At 52.4% G+C, this 18885-nt stretch carries 17 protein-coding genes; 12 read left to right on the top strand and 5 right to left on the bottom strand.

Features of this window, described 5'->3' with window-relative positions; all coding sequences use genetic code 11:
* Positions 1-31: 31 nt before the first annotated feature.
* From carA to greA, 3 genes are all read left to right on the top strand, one after another.
* Positions 32-1204, top strand: a complete 1173-nt coding sequence (gene carA / locus H6868_05775; GenBank protein MCB9988830.1) for a glutamine-hydrolyzing carbamoyl-phosphate synthase small subunit — start codon at positions 32-34, stop codon at positions 1202-1204.
* 5 nt (positions 1205-1209) lie between these two features.
* A complete protein-coding gene (gene carB, locus H6868_05770) occupies positions 1210-4527 on the top strand; it encodes a carbamoyl-phosphate synthase large subunit (GenBank protein ID MCB9988829.1) in 3318 nt (1105 codons plus the stop codon).
* Positions 4528-4643: 116 nt separating this feature from the next.
* Positions 4644-5117, top strand: a complete 474-nt coding sequence (greA, locus tag H6868_05765) for a transcription elongation factor GreA (protein ID MCB9988828.1) — start codon at positions 4644-4646, stop codon at positions 5115-5117.
* Between the two features lie 7 nt (positions 5118-5124).
* On the opposite strand, the gene H6868_05760 is transcribed toward greA, so the two are convergent.
* Entirely contained in the window at positions 5125-5598 is a 474-nt protein-coding gene (locus tag H6868_05760) for an Lrp/AsnC family transcriptional regulator (protein ID MCB9988827.1), read from the bottom strand.
* A 93-nt stretch (positions 5599-5691) separates the two neighbouring features.
* On the opposite strand from H6868_05760, the gene H6868_05755 reads away from it, so the two are divergent.
* From H6868_05755 to H6868_05730, 6 genes are all read left to right on the top strand, one after another.
* Positions 5692-6654, top strand: coding sequence for a mitochondrial fission ELM1 family protein (locus H6868_05755; protein MCB9988826.1), 963 nt, complete (start codon positions 5692-5694; stop codon positions 6652-6654).
* A complete protein-coding gene (locus tag H6868_05750) occupies positions 6606-7538 on the top strand; it encodes a hypothetical protein (protein MCB9988825.1) in 933 nt (310 codons plus the stop codon). Before H6868_05755 ends, H6868_05750 begins: the two co-directional genes overlap by 49 nt.
* 15 nt (positions 7539-7553) lie before the next feature.
* Positions 7554-8519 carry a thioredoxin-disulfide reductase gene (gene trxB / locus H6868_05745; protein MCB9988824.1) on the top strand — a complete coding sequence of 322 codons (966 nt, stop codon included), beginning with the start codon at positions 7554-7556 and terminating at the stop codon, positions 8517-8519.
* 98 nt (positions 8520-8617) lie between these two features.
* Positions 8618-10177, top strand: a complete 1560-nt coding sequence (locus H6868_05740) for a hypothetical protein (GenBank protein ID MCB9988823.1) — start codon at positions 8618-8620, stop codon at positions 10175-10177.
* Positions 10178-10251: 74 nt separating this feature from the next.
* Positions 10252-11142 (top strand): LysR family transcriptional regulator, encoded by an 891-nt coding sequence (locus tag H6868_05735; protein ID MCB9988822.1) that lies wholly within the window; start codon positions 10252-10254, stop codon positions 11140-11142.
* A gap of 284 nt (positions 11143-11426) precedes the next feature.
* Entirely contained in the window at positions 11427-12689 is a 1263-nt protein-coding gene (locus H6868_05730) for a patatin-like phospholipase family protein (GenBank protein ID MCB9988821.1), read from the top strand.
* Here the strand turns inward: H6868_05730 and H6868_05725 are convergent.
* A complete protein-coding gene (locus H6868_05725; GenBank protein ID MCB9988820.1) occupies positions 12686-13909 on the bottom strand; it encodes a pyridoxal phosphate-dependent aminotransferase in 1224 nt (407 codons plus the stop codon). The two genes, H6868_05730 and H6868_05725, sit on opposite strands and share 4 nt — an antisense overlap.
* Before the next feature lie 223 nt (positions 13910-14132).
* Between H6868_05725 and H6868_05720 the strand changes: the two genes are divergently transcribed.
* Both H6868_05720 and H6868_05715 read left to right on the top strand, forming a co-directional pair.
* The gene (locus tag H6868_05720; GenBank protein MCB9988819.1) at positions 14133-15113 is read left to right on the top strand and encodes a flippase-like domain-containing protein; all 981 of its coding nucleotides are present in this window, start codon (positions 14133-14135) and stop codon (positions 15111-15113) included.
* A gap of 257 nt (positions 15114-15370) precedes the next feature.
* The gene (locus H6868_05715) at positions 15371-16465 is read left to right on the top strand and encodes an O-antigen ligase family protein (protein ID MCB9988818.1); all 1095 of its coding nucleotides are present in this window, start codon (positions 15371-15373) and stop codon (positions 16463-16465) included.
* On the opposite strand, the gene H6868_05710 is transcribed toward H6868_05715, so the two are convergent.
* Positions 16446-17456 (bottom strand): phosphotransferase, encoded by a 1011-nt coding sequence (locus tag H6868_05710; protein ID MCB9988817.1) that lies wholly within the window; start codon positions 17454-17456, stop codon positions 16446-16448. The two genes, H6868_05715 and H6868_05710, sit on opposite strands and share 20 nt — an antisense overlap.
* Positions 17457-17552: 96 nt before the next feature.
* On the opposite strand from H6868_05710, the gene H6868_05705 reads away from it, so the two are divergent.
* Positions 17553-17960: a hypothetical protein gene (locus tag H6868_05705; GenBank protein ID MCB9988816.1), complete on the top strand. Its 408-nt coding sequence runs from the start codon at positions 17553-17555 to the stop codon at positions 17958-17960.
* On the opposite strand, the gene H6868_05700 is transcribed toward H6868_05705, so the two are convergent.
* On the bottom strand, positions 17957-18370 hold the full coding sequence (locus tag H6868_05700; protein ID MCB9988815.1) for a hypothetical protein: 414 nt from the start codon (positions 18368-18370) through the stop codon (positions 17957-17959). The two genes, H6868_05705 and H6868_05700, sit on opposite strands and share 4 nt — an antisense overlap.
* Before the next feature lie 186 nt (positions 18371-18556).
* Positions 18557-18877 (bottom strand): hypothetical protein, encoded by a 321-nt coding sequence (locus H6868_05695; GenBank protein MCB9988814.1) that lies wholly within the window; start codon positions 18875-18877, stop codon positions 18557-18559.
* Positions 18878-18885: the final 8 nt, after the last annotated feature.

Here is an 18885-nt window from a genome sequence, read left to right as displayed (position 1 = left end):
GTCTCTAGCGGCCATCTGCTAGAGGAATCAAATGAAAGACCTTTCTAAACTAAAACAGCCTGCCAATGCAACGGGCGTTATTGTTATGGCCGACGGGACTGTAATCTGGGGCCGCGGTATCGGTTCAGAGAGCAAATCTGTCGGTGAGATCTGTTTTAACACGGGGCTTACAGGCTATCAGGAAACCCTGACCGACCCGTCTTACGCCGGACAGATCATCACCTTCACCTTCCCCCATATTGGTAATGTCGGTACGAACGACGAAGATATCGAATCGCTAAAACCGGCGGCGCGCGGTTTGATCGTCCGCGAAGATATCACGACGCCTTCGAACTGGCGGGCGCAAAAACATCTGAACGAATGGCTCAAGGATAACAACCTGCCGGGGATCTGCGGCATTGATACGCGCGCGCTGACCCGCCGCATTCGCGATGGCGGCGCGCCGAACGGCGTTATCTGCCACAACCCGGATGGAAAGTTTGATCTGCAGGCACTTTATGAAGAGGCCAATAATTGGCCAGGACTAGACGGTATGGATCTGGCCAAGGATGTCACCTGCGCCGCGCCCTATGAGTGGACGGAGAGCGAATGGGCGCTGGAGACCGGATACGGCACGCAGGACAAACCGGCCTGCCATGTCGTCGCCATGGATTTCGGCGCCAAGCTGAATATTCTGCGCTGTCTGGCCACGGCGGGTTGCAAGGTTACCGTTGTCCCGGCGACAACGACAGCCGATGAAATTCTAGCCCTGAAGCCCGATGGCGTATTTCTGTCGAACGGCCCCGGCGATCCGGCCGCCACCGGTGAGTACGCCGTGCCGACGATCAGGACGCTTCTGGATAAAAACATACCCGTATTTGGGATATGTCTCGGGCACCAACTGCTGGCACTGGCACTGGGCGGTAAAACGACAAAGATGCATCTGGGGCACCGCGGCGCCAACCACCCGGTCAAGGATTTACAAACCGGCATCGTCGAAATTACCAGTCAAAACCATGGGTTCTGTGTTATCCCTGAATCATTACCTGAGAATGCGGAAGTCACGCATGTCAGCTTGTTCGATTCTTCAAATGAAGGATTAAGAGTGAAAGATAAGCCTGCGTTTTCAGTGCAATATCACCCGGAGGCCTCCCCCGGCCCGCAGGACAGCCATTATTTGTTCGAGAGATTTGTAAACACAATTAAAGAAGCGAAAGCCGCCTGAAGACAATGCCTAAAAGAACCGACATAAAATCCATCTGTATCATTGGCGCCGGACCGATCATTATCGGGCAGGCCTGCGAGTTTGACTATTCCGGGGCACAAGCGTGCAAGGCGCTGAAAGAGGAAGGCTACAGGGTTGTCCTCGTGAATTCGAACCCGGCGACGATCATGACCGACCCGGACATGGCCGATGCCACCTATATCGAGCCGATCACGCCGGACATCGTGGCAAAAATTCTGGAACAGGAACAGCCGGATGCGCTGCTGCCGACCATGGGCGGGCAAACGGCGCTAAACACGGCGCTGGCGCTGGCTGAAAACGGGACTCTCGACCGGCTGGGCGTTGAGCTGATCGGGGCCAAGGCTGATGTAATCGACCGGGCCGAAGACCGCGAAAAATTCAAGAAATGCATGGATGAGCTGGGGCTGGAAAGTGCCCGCAGCCAGACCGTCAAATCTTATGAAGAGGCGCTGGAAGCGCTGGAGCATACCGGCCTGCCCGCGATTATCCGCCCGTCCTTTACGCTGGGCGGGACCGGCGGCGGCGTCGCGTACAACAAGGAAGAATTCAAGGAAATCGTCCGTGAGGGGCTGGATGCCTCCCCCGTTCATGAAGTGTTGATCGAAGAATCGCTGCTGGGATGGAAGGAATACGAGATGGAAGTTGTCCGCGATAAAAATGACAACTGCATCATCATCTGTTCTATCGAAAACGTCGACCCGATGGGCGTTCACACCGGGGATTCCATTACGGTCGCCCCGGCGCTGACCCTGACGGACAAGGAATACCAGATCATGCGGAACGCTTCGCTGGCGGTTCTGCGCGGGATCGGCGTGGAAACCGGCGGATCGAACGTCCAGTTTTCGATCAATCCCGATAATGGCCGAATGGTCGTCATTGAAATGAACCCGCGTGTATCGCGCTCTTCCGCGCTGGCCTCCAAAGCGACAGGATTCCCGATCGCCAAGGTCGCGGCGAAGCTGGCGGTTGGCTATACGCTGGATGAACTGGGCAACGATATTACCGGCGGCAAAACTCCGGCCAGTTTCGAGCCGACGATTGATTACGTCGTAACCAAAATCCCGCGTTTTGCGTTTGAAAAATTCAGCGGTACGGACAACACCCTGACCACCGCCATGAAATCGGTTGGCGAGGTCATGGCGATCGGTCGCAATTTCGAGGAATCCATGCAAAAAGCCCTGCGCGGCATGGAAAAAGGGCTATCCGGCTTTGATCCGATTCCCCTGCCCGGCCACTCCAACCCGGATGAAGCGCCGCACCCCGATTTGATGCGCGCCGCCCTATCCCGCCCGACACCGCAACGGATTTTGTACGTGGCACAAGCGCTCCGCTACGGTCTGTCAATTGATGATATTTACGATATCAGCAAATATGACCGCTGGTTCCTCGAACGTATCCAGAACATCGTCAATACCGAGAACCACGTGAAAAAGAACGGCTTGCCGATTGATGCCGAAGGCTGGCTGGCGCTCAAGAAAATGGGGTTTTCCGACAAACGTCTGGGCAATCTGGTCGGCGTTTCCGAACAACATATTCGCACCGCCCGTCTGAAACACGGGGTGCGCCCGGTCTATAAGCGGGTGGACAGCTGCGCTGCTGAGATCCCTTCTGAAACGGCTTACATGTATAGCTGCTACGAAGGCGACGGCCTGAACCCGCCGGAGGATGAATGCAATCCGACCGACCGCAAGAAGATCATTATTCTCGGCGGCGGCCCCAATCGGATCGGTCAGGGGATCGAGTTTGACTATTGCTGCGTTCATGCGGCCTATGCCCTGAAAGAAGCCGGGTTTGAGACCATTATGGTTAACTGTAACCCGGAAACGGTTTCGACCGACTATGACACGTCCGACCGGCTGTATTTTGAACCGCTGACCGAAGAAGACGTTATTGAGCTGATCGAAGCCGAGAGCAAAAACGGTCAGGTTATGGGCGCGATTGTTCAGCTGGGCGGGCAAACGCCACTGAAACTGGCCAACACGCTTCAGGAAGCCGGCATTCCGATTTTGGGCACCGATCCCGATGCGATCGATCTGGCCGAGGACCGGGAACGGTTCCAGAAACTCTTGAAGAAGCTCAAGCTGCGCCAGCCTTATAACGGGCTTGCCCGTTCCGAAGAAGAAGCCCTTAAAATCGCCGAAGAGATCGGCTTTCCGATTGTTCTGCGCCCCTCCTACGTTCTGGGCGGACAAGGCATGCAGATTGTCGCCAGTATGGAAGAAACACGGAATTACATCCGCACGGCGGTCCATGTCTCCGGGGACAACCCTGTGCTGCTTGACCGCTATGTGCGCGGCGCCATCGAAATTGACGCGGACTGCCTGTGTGACGGCAAGGATGTCTACGTCGCCGGGATCATGGAACATATTGAGGAAGCGGGCATTCACTCCGGCGATAGCGCTTGCGTCTTGCCACCGCACTCTTTACCATATAAAACCGTTAGGGAAATAGAAAAACAAACGATAAAACTGGCAAAAGCCTTAAACGTCAAGGGGTTGATGAATGTTCAATACGCCATCAAAAAGAATAAAAACACTGGAGAATTTGACATCTACATTCTGGAGGTCAACCCACGTGCATCGCGGACAGTTCCATTTGTGGCAAAAGCAACCGGGACGCCTGTGGCGAAGATCGCGGCACGTATAATGGCTGGTGAAAAGCTTTCCGCCTTCCAAAAGCGCGGCGAGCTGCACGGCATGAATCCCGATCATACAGCGGTGAAGGCCCCGGTTTTCCCCTTTAACCGTTTCCCCGGCGTCGACCCGATTTTGGGGCCGGAAATGAAATCGACCGGCGAGGTCATGGGGATTGCCTATGAAATGGCCAACGCCTATGCCAAAGCCCAGATCGGTGCCGGTGTTTACCTGCCGACCGAGGGAAAAGTCTTCCTGTCCGTACAAGACAAAGACAAGGAAGAAGTCATTCCGGTTGCCAGGGATCTGGCCGAAATGGGCTTTACGCTCATCGCTACGGGCGGAACATGCGCTCACCTGATCGCCAACGGCCTTGAGGTCAGGCGCGTCAACAAAGTGATGGAAGGCAAACCCAATATTGTCGATGCCCTGATTAACGGCGAGATTGATCTGGTTATCAACACAACTGCCAAGGGACCGCAAGCCGTGGCCGATGCCAATAACATCCGCCGTATTGCCCTGATGTACAAGGTACCGCATTACACCCTGCTGACTGCCGCCCGCGCCGGTATTCAGGCCATCCGTGCCCTGAAAGCCGAAACGATCCGTGTCCGGCCGTTGCAAGGGTATTTCAGTGATGACGATGAGGATAGCGAACAAGCGGCCTGAGCGTGTCAATCTTGACGCCGGATGTTCTCTGCGCTAGTTTCTTTAACAGCGAAATAAATATGCTTTACCGCCGCGTCCGCGCGGCGTTAATTTTTGCAGAACCAAGGAATAGGATTATGGACAAGTTTCCTGTGACAAAAGTGGGCTATGATGCCCTTGAAAAAGAACTGAAGACCCTGAAATCTGTCGAGCGCCCGGCGGTGATTGAAGCGATTGCCGAAGCGCGCGCGCATGGGGACTTGTCTGAAAACGCTGAATATCATGCCGCCCGCGAGCGCCAGAGCTTTATCGAAGGCCGGATCCAGGAGCTGGAAGCCGTGATTTCGAAAGCGCAAATCATCGACCCGGCGACCATGAGCGGCGATACCGTGAAATTCGGCGCGCGGATTCTGATCGTCGATGAAGATACGGATATTGAAGTTTCCTATCAGATTGTCGGCCACCACGAAGCCAATGCCGATCAAGGAAAGATCTCTTTGAACGCACCGATTGCCCGCGCACTGATCGGCAAAGCGGTCGGCGACAGCGTTACCGTACATGCGCCACAAGGCGAGCGCTCCTACGAGATTCTGGAAGTTATCTACGAATAAGAAGAGGTTAAACCTCGATCGGAATACCCGGCTCGTCCTTGCTGGTGCGGATCGTCAGTGACGTTTTGACTGAAACCACATGCGGTGCCGCCGTCAGGGAATTCCGGTGAAATGACTGATAGTCGTCCCAGTCATGCGCCACGATCTTTAACAGGAAATCGGTTTCTCCTGACAAGACATGGCATTCGCGAACCTGCGGCCAGCCGGCAGCCAATTCTTCAAAGCCTTTGAGCACTTCGTCGGCCTGACCGTCCAGCGTGACCATAGCGAACACCGTGACGCCGTAGCCCATAACAACCGGGTCAATTTTGGCATGATAGCTTTTGATGAAACCGGCATCCTCCAAGGCACGCACCCGGCGCAGGCAGGGCGGCGCAGAAATACCGGCTTCTTTGGCCAGCTCCACGTTGGTCATCCGGCCATCGTCCTGAAGGTTTTTAAGAATTTTACGGTCAATTTTGTCGAGTTTTATGCGTTTCATGGAAACTTTCTCTAAAAGACTTGTCTTCAAATCATCAGGAGTTGGTATAGAATTGTGCCTCGAAGAGTGCAAGCATTTTTGAAAGATAATTTCATGACGACCTGCTGGATTGTCACAGAAGACGGCTTAACCGGAACCGAAAACCAGTGTCTGGGCGTTGCCGAGGCCATGGGCGTGATGCCGATCGTTAAGCGGATCGGGTTACGCTGGCCGTGGCGTATTCTGTCCCCCTGGCTGGGGTTTGAACAAGGGTGGACCTTTACGGGCGACGCGCTTGACGGCCCCTACCCCGACCTTCTAATCGCCGCGGGACGCAAGGCGATTGCCGCTGCCCGTTACATCAAAAAACAAAGTAGCGGCAAAACATTTACCGTGTTCCTGCAAGATCCGCGGATAAACCCAAAACAATTTGATCTGGTCGCTGTTCCGGCGCACGACCCGACACGCGGTGATAATGTGATCGTCACCACAGCCACCCCCAACCGGATTACACCTGAACGCCTGGCTACCGCCAAAGAAGAATGGGACGGACAATTTTCCGGGCTGCCCTCCCCGCGCGTCGCCGTGATGATCGGCGGCAGCAGTAAAGCCTATGACATGACGCCGGAAATTACCAAACATCTGGCCGAACAATTAAAGGAGATGGATGCCAGTTTGATGATCACAGCGTCCCGCCGAACGGGAGAGACAAATCGTGCCTTGCTGCATGAAATTCTGAAAGATCGCGAGCATATGTTTTTCTGGGACGGGCATGGCGACAACCCCTATTTCGGCATGCTGGCGTGGGCAGATTATCTTCTGGTAACAGCCGACAGCGCCTCGATGCTCTCCGAGGCCGCCACCACCGGGAAACCGGTTTACATGATCCCGCTGGCCGGCGGCACGAAACGTTTTGACATATTTCACAAAAACTTGCTAGAAAGTGGGCTTATCCGAAAATTTAACGGAAATCTGGAAAGCTGGACTTATAAACCTTTAAGGGACGCCCATCAAATCGGGGAAGCTGTATGGATGAAGATCAACGCAAACGCCAGCAAAAATTCAGGGCGCTCCTGACCCTTTATCGTTTTCCGGCCCTGCCCCGCCTGAAGGAGCAAACAAGCCGCCATACAAAACTCGACCAGATTACAGACCGATGCGGCGCGGATCCTATGGCCGTTGCGCTTCATAAGTTATCGACGCTTGTCATAGAAGAAAATCAATTCAAAAGTCCCGCTTCGCAGGGCCGTTTTCTGAATAGTTACGACAAAGTTTGTGACATTATTTCCGGAGCCGACGCCTACACCAATCGTCTTGTCCTGTTTTCCGGGCAGGAGTGCAAAAAGGAAGCCGAACACCTCGCTATACGCTACCCCCAGTATGACACTATTGATACAACGCCTGCCGGATTCTTTCTTAACCTCGTCAGCGGTTTCATTCACAACAAGGAACTCCTGTATCTGGCCGGCTATATCGTTGCCATGCGGGTTATCGCCACCATCAGCGATGACGAAGTTTTTTGCCTGCTGAACGGCAGTAGCGAAACAAGCACGTATCGCGTCGCCGAAGCCTGGTCACTGGCGGCGTCCCCGGCCATTAATACTGTCCGGCAATATCACCTGAGTAACTACAGTGCGACCTCCGACGATTCGGTTTATTATCCGGTCCGTTACGCGAACAAAGACGATATTTTGAAAGCTGACAACCACGCCCCCACGGCTCACCTTATGAACTGGATGGATGCCATCAGGAAAGAGCGTCGTCACAGTTATTTCAATCCGACGAATAATCCGCTTGCCGCAAAATTCCATTTGCATGCACAGGACCGTGTTTCTCCGCTTAATGCCCGGACCATCCATGAAGGGCGGAAAATTGCTTACAAACACATGAAACCCTTGCTGGAAGACTTGAAAAACGCTAACTCTATCCCAGATCATTTAAGAAACATTATCCCTGTCTAATAAAAGAAAGAAGTCATGTCTGATACGAAACACACCAAGGTTCTGATTATCGGTTCCGGGCCTGCCGGATACACGGCTGCGATTTACGCGGCGCGCGCCAACCTTTCGCCTCTGCTGGTTACCGGGATGCAACCGGGCGGACAGCTTACGATTACGACGGAAGTTGAGAACTATCCCGGCTTTGCCGATCCGATCGAAGGGCCGTGGCTGATGGAGCAAATGCAAAAACAGGCCGAAAACGTTGGCACAGAGATCATCAACGATTATATCTCTGATGTCGATTTTTCCAAGCGTCCGTTTACCGCCAAGGGCGAGTCCGGCACGACATATACCGCCGACACTGTCGTTATTTCGACGGGGGCGCAAGCGCGCTGGCTGGGGTTGGAATCCGAAAAGAAATATCAGGGTTTTGGCGTATCGGCTTGCGCGACGTGCGATGGTTTTTTCTATCGCGGCAAGGAAGTCGCCGTGGTCGGCGGCGGGAATTCCGCTGTTGAGGAAGCGCTTTTCCTGACGAATTTCTGTTCCAAGGTAACGATCATCCACCGCCGCGATGAATTCCGGGCCGAGCGCATTATGCAAGAGCGCCTGTTCGCACACGAAAAGATTGAGGTTGTCTGGGACACTGTTTTGGAAGAAATTCTTGGAGAGGAAGGCAAAGGCGTCACAGCCCTGCGCCTGAAAAACGTCAAAACGAATGAGGAAAGCGAACTGCCTGTTCACGGCGTATTCATTGCTATTGGCCACGATCCGGCAACGAAGCTGTTCAAGGGCAAGGTCGATATGGACGATGACGGCTATATTATCACGGCCCCCGACTCTACCGCGACCAACATTCCCGGCGTTTATGCCGCCGGTGACGTGAAGGATAAAACCTATCGTCAGGCTGTCACAGCCGCCGGGATGGGCTGTATGGCGGCTCTGGAAGCCGACCGGTTTATTCATGGCCAAGGAGCAGAGAAAAAAACGGAAGCCGCTTAAAGTGCCGTGTTCTGTTTAATCTAAACTTTTATTGACATATAATCGCCCATTCTACTAAGCTCCCTTTTTCTATAATACGGATAAAGGGAACAGGGTGTATGTCGGAACATTTCAAAAGAGACCATGTGAACCACGATCAATTTACTGATTTGATGTTTCATAACGATGTTTGGGTGCCCGAAAATGTAAGAGCCGGCAGCATCATTGGGTGTCAATTAATGACGCACGCTAACGGTGAATACCGCCCTTTTTCAAGAAGCGCCATGATCCTTGGCTTTCAGGTCGATCCAGAGGATTTTTCTTACACGGGCTTGCACGTCCTTCCCCTAAGATTTGGTATCAATGATAACGATGAGCACGCCTTCTCATTGGGACGATACCATGAAAAAGAAGGAAATGTTTCCGGCGTGAAGCTTCCCGCGCAAATGCCCTATGGGGAGATACACTACGTCCCCATGGACATTAAGAATTTCACTTACTGGAATATGGCCCTGCGGGGGCATGTCAGTGAAGATTTGTTTACCGAAGTTTGTGAAGAGATTCGCAACTACCAAAGTTCCGGACACAAAATCAAACACATCGGGGCTCCAAAAATTCAGGGCACGGACTATACCTTGCTTGCGCCCCACCAAAGTCACCTTTCTGTTGCCGATGTCATTCCCCACCACCCTATCCATTCATTGGATAAAGAGACGGAAGAGCTGTACAAGCTAGCCGATGTTCATCGCCGTATGAATACGCTTAGCGGCAATCGTGTCGCTGAATTTATAAGTGATCTTCATCTGAGCGCCCAACAAACGGCACGGCACGAAAGATACATCAATCGCATGACCGAGAAGGCACAAAAAGACAGACGGTTTTATATTTCCCACAAACGAGAAACCTGTTTTTCCACCGAAGAACAAAGAAGCGACCTGTCACAGCGTATCGATAAACAACTCGCGAAAATGGAACGTGACCCCACACATCGTGAGAAATACGAATACGTGCTGGCCTTACTGGATGGTATAAAAAATGGTCCAGAAGCCTTGTCCGCCTTGCAACAAGAATTTGAACAACGAAAGTCGGGCCGATCCTATATAGAGCTACCGTCCTTTCTATGGCAAGGACGCTACATTTCAATGAAAATTAATAGCCTGATGGATGAATCTGTTTCCGGAAATGCGTTTCGCCCCTGCATTGTCTGGAAACTTTACGAAGATAGAAATACCGGAGAGCTGGCGGGTATGGAACTCCACCCATGCACCCGTAATTCAGCGGACAATTTCAAGTACAAGATGCCCGCCAACCCTCTTTATACGAGAAGCTTAAACCCCGGTTTTTTAGTTGCAGATTGCCTGGTTCGCGTCCCTTTTCATCCTCGTTATTTCCAGGATTCGGCGCATACCCGGTTTAATGAACTGCCCGGTGATAAATTCATGAAATTCAGAACCCGCCGCGATCATGTCATGAGCAATGGCAATGATCTCCGGATTTGGGGTCTGAAAGAACGTCCTGAAAACTGGGTCGAGAGACCTCTGGAAGAACGCCCCAGCGACCAATGGCTGGAAAAGCAGTTTGAGGCACGTTTGATCGGGCTTGACGGTCATCACATAGACCGTTTCCGGGAAAAGCAGGCCCAGCATAAATTAAAAAAACAGGGGAACGTCCCGGCCTGACAGTGAAGCCATCTGGAACGCCGGTTCTTTCTTTTTCCCTTCGCGTCTTCCCGTCTTCATGGTAAAACCGTTTCATGGACTGGGACAAATTACGCATATTTCACGCTGTGGCCGAGGCCGGGAGTTTTACCCATGCGGGCGAAACTCTGAACCTCAGCCAGTCAGCCGTATCACGCCAGATTAGTTCTTTGGAAGAATCGCTGGGTGTATCCCTGTTTCACAGGCATGCGCGCGGTCTGGTTTTGACCGAGCAAGGCGAATTATTGCAACAAACGGCCGGTGAAATCTTTGGCAAGCTTGCGATGATCGAGGGACGGCTTCACGATTCGAAGCAATTGCCCGAAGGACCGCTGCGGGTGACGACCGTTGGTTTTCTGGGATCGACATGGCTGGCGCCGCTCATCCATGACCTGAAAGAAAAATACCCCGGATTGCAATTAACCCTGCTGCTGGACAACAGGATCTATAATCTGGGCATGAGCGAAGCCGATGCCGCCATTCGCCTGTACAAGCCCGAACAGCCGGATTTGATCCAGCGTCATCTGGCCACAATTAACTTTCACATTTACGGCTCGAAAAAATATCTGAAGAAGCACGGCACGCCCAAAACCGTCGCCGATCTGAAAAACCATACCCTGATCGGCTATCCGGACAGCATTACCGCCCCGTTCTCCGATCCGAACTGGCTGTTGCGCGTTTCCGGCATTGATTCGCACAAAGATAATAATTTATTGATGATGAACTCGATGCACGCCATCCATTGTGCCGTTGAAACCGGCGCCGGTCTGGCGGCCCTGCCCGATTACCTGATGGCCAACAATAAAAACACCGAGATTGTCCTGCCCGACACCCAGCCCAAAGGCGTCGAGATGTACTTCGTTTATCCGGAACAACAGCGCCATTCCCAGCGCATTTCTGTCTTCAGGGATTTTCTTTTGGAAAACATCAGTCACGCCAATTTTTAATATGCAATAAACGCATGCCTGTCATTCCTAAATTGCTATAGTTTCTCCTGATCGCCCAGTATATAAAGGCCGGATCAGCGTGCTTTATGCATGTTGACCGGGACCCTCCTTAGGGTTCCGACGTCTCCCAGACGTGAAACCTCCCTGTTCAACTCGCCGGGTCGTGTGACCCGGTTTTTTTTTGCTCTTTCCCTGTCTGATATTGCACTGCAAGCTGACTTGCCTTCTATTTTCAGTTATAATTACCTTTGCAAAACAAACACTTCTCAAGAAAATAAAACCGCGTGAGCACAGAACAAAAAACCAGCATCGCTATATTCAACCATGGGGGCGGCATTCGCGGCCTTATCCCTGCCCGGATCATGACCCGGATCGAAGAAATGACAGGCCTGCCGATGAGCGCCATGGTCGATATTTTCGCGGGTCCCTCGACCGGTGCGATTCTTAATGCGGCGCTCAACCGACCCAATCAAAAGGAACCGGACAAACCGGCCTACAAGGCTGAAAACCTGGTCTATTTTTATGAACGCAACGGTGCCAAGATTTTCCCGCCGGATCGTTTCCGTGATTTCCGCGGCATTGTTCATGACTTCAACAACCGGACCCTGAAACTAAACCAGCTCAACGCCCTGTTCCGGCACGGCCATTATGACCCCGGCAATCTTTCCAAAGCCCTGCGGGCTATGTACGGCGAAACACGGCTGTCGGAGACACTCTCTAGTCTGATTATCCCGACCTACAATATTGACGGCGAACAGCTGGAAATCGTTCAGGAAGTCGGTGAAAGCCTTGAAACACCGGCGCACACCAAAAACAATTTCATTGACCACGGGGGACATGCCGTCTGGCTTAAAAACATCAAGACCGGCTATCCGGAAGGCCAGATCAACCGGACCCCCGATGTTTCCATGTATGATGCCGTCATGGCCAGCGCCGCGGCACCGACCTATTTCCCCTGTCACCATTTTGATGTCACATACCCGGACCGGCGCGGCAAGCGAGCCTATACCGGGATTGACGGCGTTATTTTCGACAATCCGTGCATCAGTTATCTCGGCGCTATCCGCCGCCACGTACCGGAAGATCACAAGCTGATTATGATTGTTCTCGGCACTGGGTACACCAACCGTTCGATCAAGAAAGAAGACTGGAATCGTTATGGGTCTCTGGGCGTTGTTGATCCGGTCAATGACCTGCCGCTGATTAACATCTTTTTCCATGCGTCTGAATCGGCCCTGATGGACAGCTTCGAAGAGGAAATGGGTAATAACCTGTATATCTTCAACAAATCCATGCTGCCGGACATCAACAAACCCGACAATCCCAGCGTCCAGATCGACGACGCCAGCCCCGAAAACCTGAAGCGGCTGGCCCGGTTCACCGATGAGCTTTTAGAAGAGCACAAAGGCAAATTCGAGGCTGTCTGTCACCTGTTGGTCAATCGCCGCGACCGCCGTCAGGAAGAACAACAGCGCACGTTAAAGGCTCAGGCCCGCAAGACCTATTTCCGCTTCGCCGGCAAACGGGACAGCGACGGCAAAAATTAAGCCACCGCCCGCGCTTCACCGGTCAACATGGCGCATGCCTTCTGAATACGGCGGCAAGCCTCTTCCAGCAAATCATCCGATGTCGCGTAGGAAATCCGGAAACAGGGCGACAAGCCAAACGCAGCCCCCTGTACGCAGGCCACACCGGCGGTTTCTAGAAGGTAACTCACGAAATCTTCATCATTTTCAATGATTTTTCCTTCCGGCGTTGCCTTGCCGATACAGCCCGCGCAGGACGGATAAACGTAAAAGGCGCCTTCCGGCTTATGACAGCGCAGCCCTTCGGCCTGATTAAGCATCTCGACCACCATATCCCGGCGGCGTTTGAAAACGGCATTGCGCTCGATCAGGAACGACTGGTCCCCATTCAACGCTTCCGCCGCCGCCGCTTGCGTGATCGAACAGGCACCGGACGTTGATTGCCCCTGAATATTCACCATCGCCTTAATCAGCTCTTTCGGCCCGCCGGCATAGCCCAGACGCCAGCCCGTCATAGCGTAGGCCTTCGACACGCCGTTAATCGTCAGCGTGCGGTCATACAAAGATGGTTCGACCTGTGCCGGGGTGGTGAATTCAAAATCGTCATAGACCAGATGTTCGTACATATCATCGGTCATCACCCAGACATGCGGGTACTTGACGATGACATCGGTCAGGGCTTTCAGCTCTTCTCTCGTGTACGCCGCCCCGGTTGGATTAGAGGGCGAATTAAACAACACCCATTTGGTTTTCGGGGTGATGGCGGCCTCCAGCGCGGCGGGCTGGAGCTTGAATGCTGTTTCCTCCGGACAGTCGACAAAGACCGGTTTACCATCAAACAGTTCCACCATTTCCGGATAGGATACCCAATACGGCGCGGGGATAATCACTTCATCACCGGGGTTGAGCGACGCCATAAAGGCATTAAACAGGATTTGTTTCCCGCCCGTCCCGGCGACCAGTTGATCCAGCCCGTAATCCAGCCCGTTATCGCGCTTGAATTTGCCCTGAATCGCCTCCAAAAGCTCTTTTGTACCCGGTACGGCCGTATATTTTGTCTGTCCCTCGTCGATCGCTTTTTTCGCGGCCGCCTTGACAAAATCAGGGGTGTCGAAGTCAGGTTCCCCCAACCCCAGCGCAATAATATCTTTCCCGGCGGCTTTCAATTCCCGCGCTTTCGCCGCCATGGCAATCGTGGCGGACGGCTTCATGTTTTTAACCCGGTCGGCGATAATGGACATGGAAAACTCCCCTCTTCTCGGTATTGATAAAACTGAAACAAGAGATTAGAACGCCCTGCCCCGTGGCGCAAGCCTTGTCGCCGGGAATTATTCACGGATAAGCGACCAAGTGGATCATCCCTGTTTTTTGAGAGAGAAGGACTTACCTGCCCCTGTTTTTTTATGATGTATAGAGGGCAGAACTTCTTTGTATTTTTCCTTGTGAATCTGTTAGTTTACCCCCATGCATTGGATCAAGAATTTTAACCCCCCCCTCCGGAGCCTTATCTCCGTCCTCATCATCGGGTTGTTACTGACCCGGATGAATATTCATGAAATTCTGCGAACAGCTTTTGATATCAACCTGTTCTACCTGTCGGCGGCCCTGCTGTTCATGATGGCACAGATTATTGCTTTGGCATGGCGCTGGCATCTGCTCATTAACATGCAACGCCACATAACCGATTTTGCAACATCAATGCGGATTACGATTGCCAGCCTGCTGGCTAATTTGCTTTTGTTCACATCAATCAGCGGTGTTTTTGTCCGGATTGCCCTGGCGGTTCAGGAAGGCGCCAAACTGACTCATGCTATTTTCGTTACTGTTATCGACCGGATCATGACCTTCGCGGCACTGGCGTTGGTGACCTTGGCCTTTCTGCCCGGTCTGGCCCCTCATGTTGAAGGGAAAACCTTTACAACGCTGTGTCTGGCGGCCGGAATTTTGACTGTGACGGCCTTTGTGTTCACACCTTTATTTTTTCACGATTATGTCCGGCGCTTTGCCTACGGCAATCGAAAAATCGCCAAGATATATAAAAACACCCGTACCCTGCTCAGCCGCCCGGCCTTGTTTGGCAAGGTTTTGGCGGTCAGCCTTGCCGCCCAGCTTTTTTATTTCGTCGCCGTTTATGCTCTGACCATTCCGACGGAAGCCAACATTACGCTGGTGCAGCTGTTAAGTGTTCTTCTTGTCATCGCTCTGGTTGCCGCTCTGCCTATCAGCATCGGCGGATGGGGCGTTCGGGAAAGCGCCTTTATAGTCGGGCTTGGGTTTTTGGGCGTTCCTGCGGAAACCGCTTTTTCCGTGTCTGTCCAAGTCGGCATCCTCAGCATGTTATCAACGGTTGTCGCCGGGGTTCCGGGGCTTCTTGGCGGTAACGTGCAAAAACTTTTCCATCGTTCTCTGCGGTTTGCTCCCGAGAAAATAAAACCGACACTGTAATGCCTGCTTTGTCCAAAACCGGAATACCTGCATACCTCACAGCTTTCCTGTTCTGTCTGGCGCTCTGTCTTCAATGGGCTTTAACGCTGTTTGCCGATGGCACCTATAAGGGAATAACCCTGAACAGCGCCGATTTTCTTCTTCCGTTTGCCGGACTCTTTATCCTTTTCTCCCTTCTGAAAAAGCGATCCGATTGGCCTTGTTGGAAGTTGCGTTCCGTTTACCTGTTTCTGGTTCTTCTAGGCGGCGTCATAATCATGGCGCTGATTAACGGCTATCTCGTCATGAATCAATGGAATCAATGGGCGCTGGTCAACAAAGGGGCGGGCTGGTTTGTCCTGATGGCCTACATGATGGCGGGCAGCTGGCTGACTACCAATTATGGGTCCCTTGGAATTCAGGTGTTTTTACGGCCTTTCCTGAGTTTCTTTATTCTTTTCATGACCGCGCTTGTAGTTATTTCCGTGTTACGTGACTTTGATTTTTTCATCCCCCTTTCCTATCTGGAAGAAAACCGCCAACGTCTGGCAGGACTTAGTGGAAATAGAAATGCCTACGGGCTTTTGCTGTGTGTTGTTCTTTGCCTGATCACGTGGCCAGTTCTCAATAATCAGAAACCGTTTTACAGGCCTTTTTTATTCACACTGTTCTGGGCGATGCTGCCGCTGGCCTTGATCTATAACAATTCACGAACTCTCGCTTTGACGGTTTTCGTTCTTTTGCTGGTATTTTCCATGATCCGGTTGAAAAACACCTTTCGCCGTGTCGGGCCGCCTCTCATTGCCGGCATTATGCTTGCCATGTTGCTTTTCAGCACGAGCGGGGCGCCGGTCTTACGCGAACATCAAGGGACGAAAACCGAAATTGCCTACAGCTTTTTGCAAGAAAGCGCCGATGATGCAGAAATCCTTCATCAAAAAGCATCCAGCATCATGACCAGCGAAACCGTACGGATGCGTGTTTTTCTTGATGCCTTCTCCCTGTGGCAAGAAAAGCCTTTGACCGGCATTGGTCTGGGGCGTTTTCTTAGCAATCAGTTTGAGCGCTATGGCGATAAAGAAAAATTTGTCATCGATATCATCGATTGCACGCCCTTGTGGCTACTCACAGAAACCGGTCTTATTGGTTTTTCCCTGTTTGCGGGCTTTTACCTGATCGTCCTTTACCGTTTGTGGCGCGGCCATAAAGACGACGATGAAAATGATCGCCTTTTCGGTCAGTCCGTCGCCCTCATCCTACTGGCTTTCACCGTTATGAGCCTGTTCCATGAATTACTTTACAGTCGTTATCTCTGGCTGTTACTGGGCATGGCGCTGGCACGCCCCGTTATGCCTAGTAAGCATCATCCCTGATGCAGAATTTAATATCCTCGCCGTTTAGGGACGGGGCTTCAAGAAAATCGAGCTTTTGCTCATCACACCACGCCTTGAGGGAGCTTAAGACAGGGGCTTGCAGATCCTTGCGCAGATACCCCTCGACCCGCGGCAGAAAACGCAGCAAATCGTCCCGGCCGCTTCGTACGGCCAGCTTAAAGCACTGGCCGGCGATCCGGCAATGGAAATGGGCGGCGCAAAGCTGGTACCATGACTCGAAGGCTTCTTTTTCTTCTGCGCTCATCCCTTCGCAATAGCGGTTTTTCATCGCGGCGCGCGTATCATCGGGAATGTCGTTGCGGATATCTTCGAGCAGGTTCACCAGATCGTACGGCAGCGGACCGATAAAGGCATCCTGAAAATCGATAATGCCGCAGCGATCCAGACCCGTTTTATCCCCCCGCCACATCAGGTTATCGGGATGGTAATCGGCATGGCATATGGTTTGCGGACATTCGGGTAATCCGGCCTCGATTTTATTCCAGACATCAATAAAGCCTTCGACCAAACCATCGGGGTTTGCTTCTCCCCGCAGCGCCGGAATATACCAGTCCGCCAGCCGCCGTTTTCCGATATGATAGGCCGTGTCCGGATAAAATGGCAGATCAAGCGCCGTGATATCGGCATTTTGGCGTAAGTGGATCAGCGCCTCCGTTGCGATCGTGTAGATATCACGGTTATCAATCGCCGGATTTTTCAGGCACGCGCCGAAGGATGCCGCGCCAAAATCCTCAATCAAGGCCAGCCCGGCGGCTTCATCCACAGCATAAATTTCCGGGGTATGCAGGCCGATTGACCCCAGATACCTGGCCGTTTTCAGGTAATCATCGAGGCTGGTGTCCGGTCCTACATCCATCAAGAGCGCTGTCTGACCGTTATCCTGTGTCAAGCGGGCATACGTCCGTGTCCCCCAATCCGCCGGGAACTTAACCTGTGATGCATCGCCCCACCCACTTTTCATCAGAAACATTTCGGCAGACGACCCTTTTATTTGCGATAAAATTTGCAAAATATTTTCACCTTTTTTATATAGGTTGCTTCGCTTGCTTAGCTTAGAGTTTTAAAAATGACGGGAAAAGACATTTCTTTAGTTGATATCCACCGGCGTGCCATGCTGAGGAATCTGCCATCAGAGATGCAGCTCAGGCTTTCTACAATGGCGTCAGCTTTTGTCGCATTGGAAGCGCCTCTTATTCCCGATAGCCAAGAAGACTGGATGAAAAGTAAGAGAATAATTGATTTTCTTTGGCATGCTCAGCGTGATGGCCAGATCCATCAAAGCCATATCTCCGCTTTTGTCAGAATAGTTGATACCGAATGGGAAGAAAACAGCGACGATCCCGGTGAACAGGGTATTCGGGAAACCATTGATTTTGAGAACAACCCGGTTGGCGCGCTCATGACCTTATGCTTCATCCGGGCTCATCGCCATCACCTTGAAACAAGCACAAAAAACACAGTGCTTAAACTCTAATGCTTATCACCATCTTTGTTTACGCGGCGAGCCATAGACTTGATGGCATTGATGTGGGCTTGCGAGGCCTGTTTGTGGCCGGGGCGCGCGGCATAGCTTTCTTGACCAAACTGAGGCGTGGCTTTGCCCTGCAGCGCCTGCAGGATTTCCTTACCGAAGGTTTCCGGCGCCATATCGAGTGACTTTGGAGCGGCCGGCGGCGGTGCATCAGCGGCATCCCGCTGCGGGCGGCTCAGGATACGGTTGACCCAGAGCGCAACAATGCCAGTCAGGTGCCCCTGCGTCAGGCCCAGAAGCAGGCGGTGATCCTGCGCAACTTCAGCAATAATGCGCTGCTGCGCCTTCAGGGGGTGCCCCTTGGTAGCTTTCAGGGCGGCGCGGATGCGCTCTTCGACATATTCGCGGCTCATAGCATTGTTTCCTCTTTTAAAAAGCGCGTCATTGCGAGGAGGCTAAGCCGACGAAGCAATCCAAGATTCTTTTGTTTAACACTGGATTGCCACGCTCCCGCTGGTCGCTCGCAATGACGAAAGCAAGACTCTACCCTTTCAGGATGGCATAATTTCCGGAAAAGGCCAAATAGTTTGCCTTAGCGTCTAACCGACAATCACAAAGTCTTGCCTTTTCCGATCGAACTTTTTCGGCACCGGCGCCCAATCTTTATGTTGCTGACGTCTAACGGTAACGCCTTCAGCCGTACAGATACCAAATAATTGTGAAACCGCATCGGGTCCAGTCACGGCTTGGGCCATTGGCCGGAAAGGCACTTTATCTGCATCGCGCAGCAATGTTATATCCGGCCCCAGATTAGCCGTCACGTAGCCACTGTCGTTTGTCTGCATAGAAACAGGCCCGAAATGAAGCCTTAAAAGCATTTCTTTTCCCTGCCATGACAATTCCTGATTTTTACGTTCCATTCCGTCCT

Source organism: Rhodospirillales bacterium (genome assembly GCA_020638175.1).
Taxonomy (GTDB): domain Bacteria; phylum Pseudomonadota; class Alphaproteobacteria; order Micavibrionales; family Micavibrionaceae; genus JACKJA01.
This window is presented reverse-complemented; position numbering and strand designations above follow the sequence as displayed.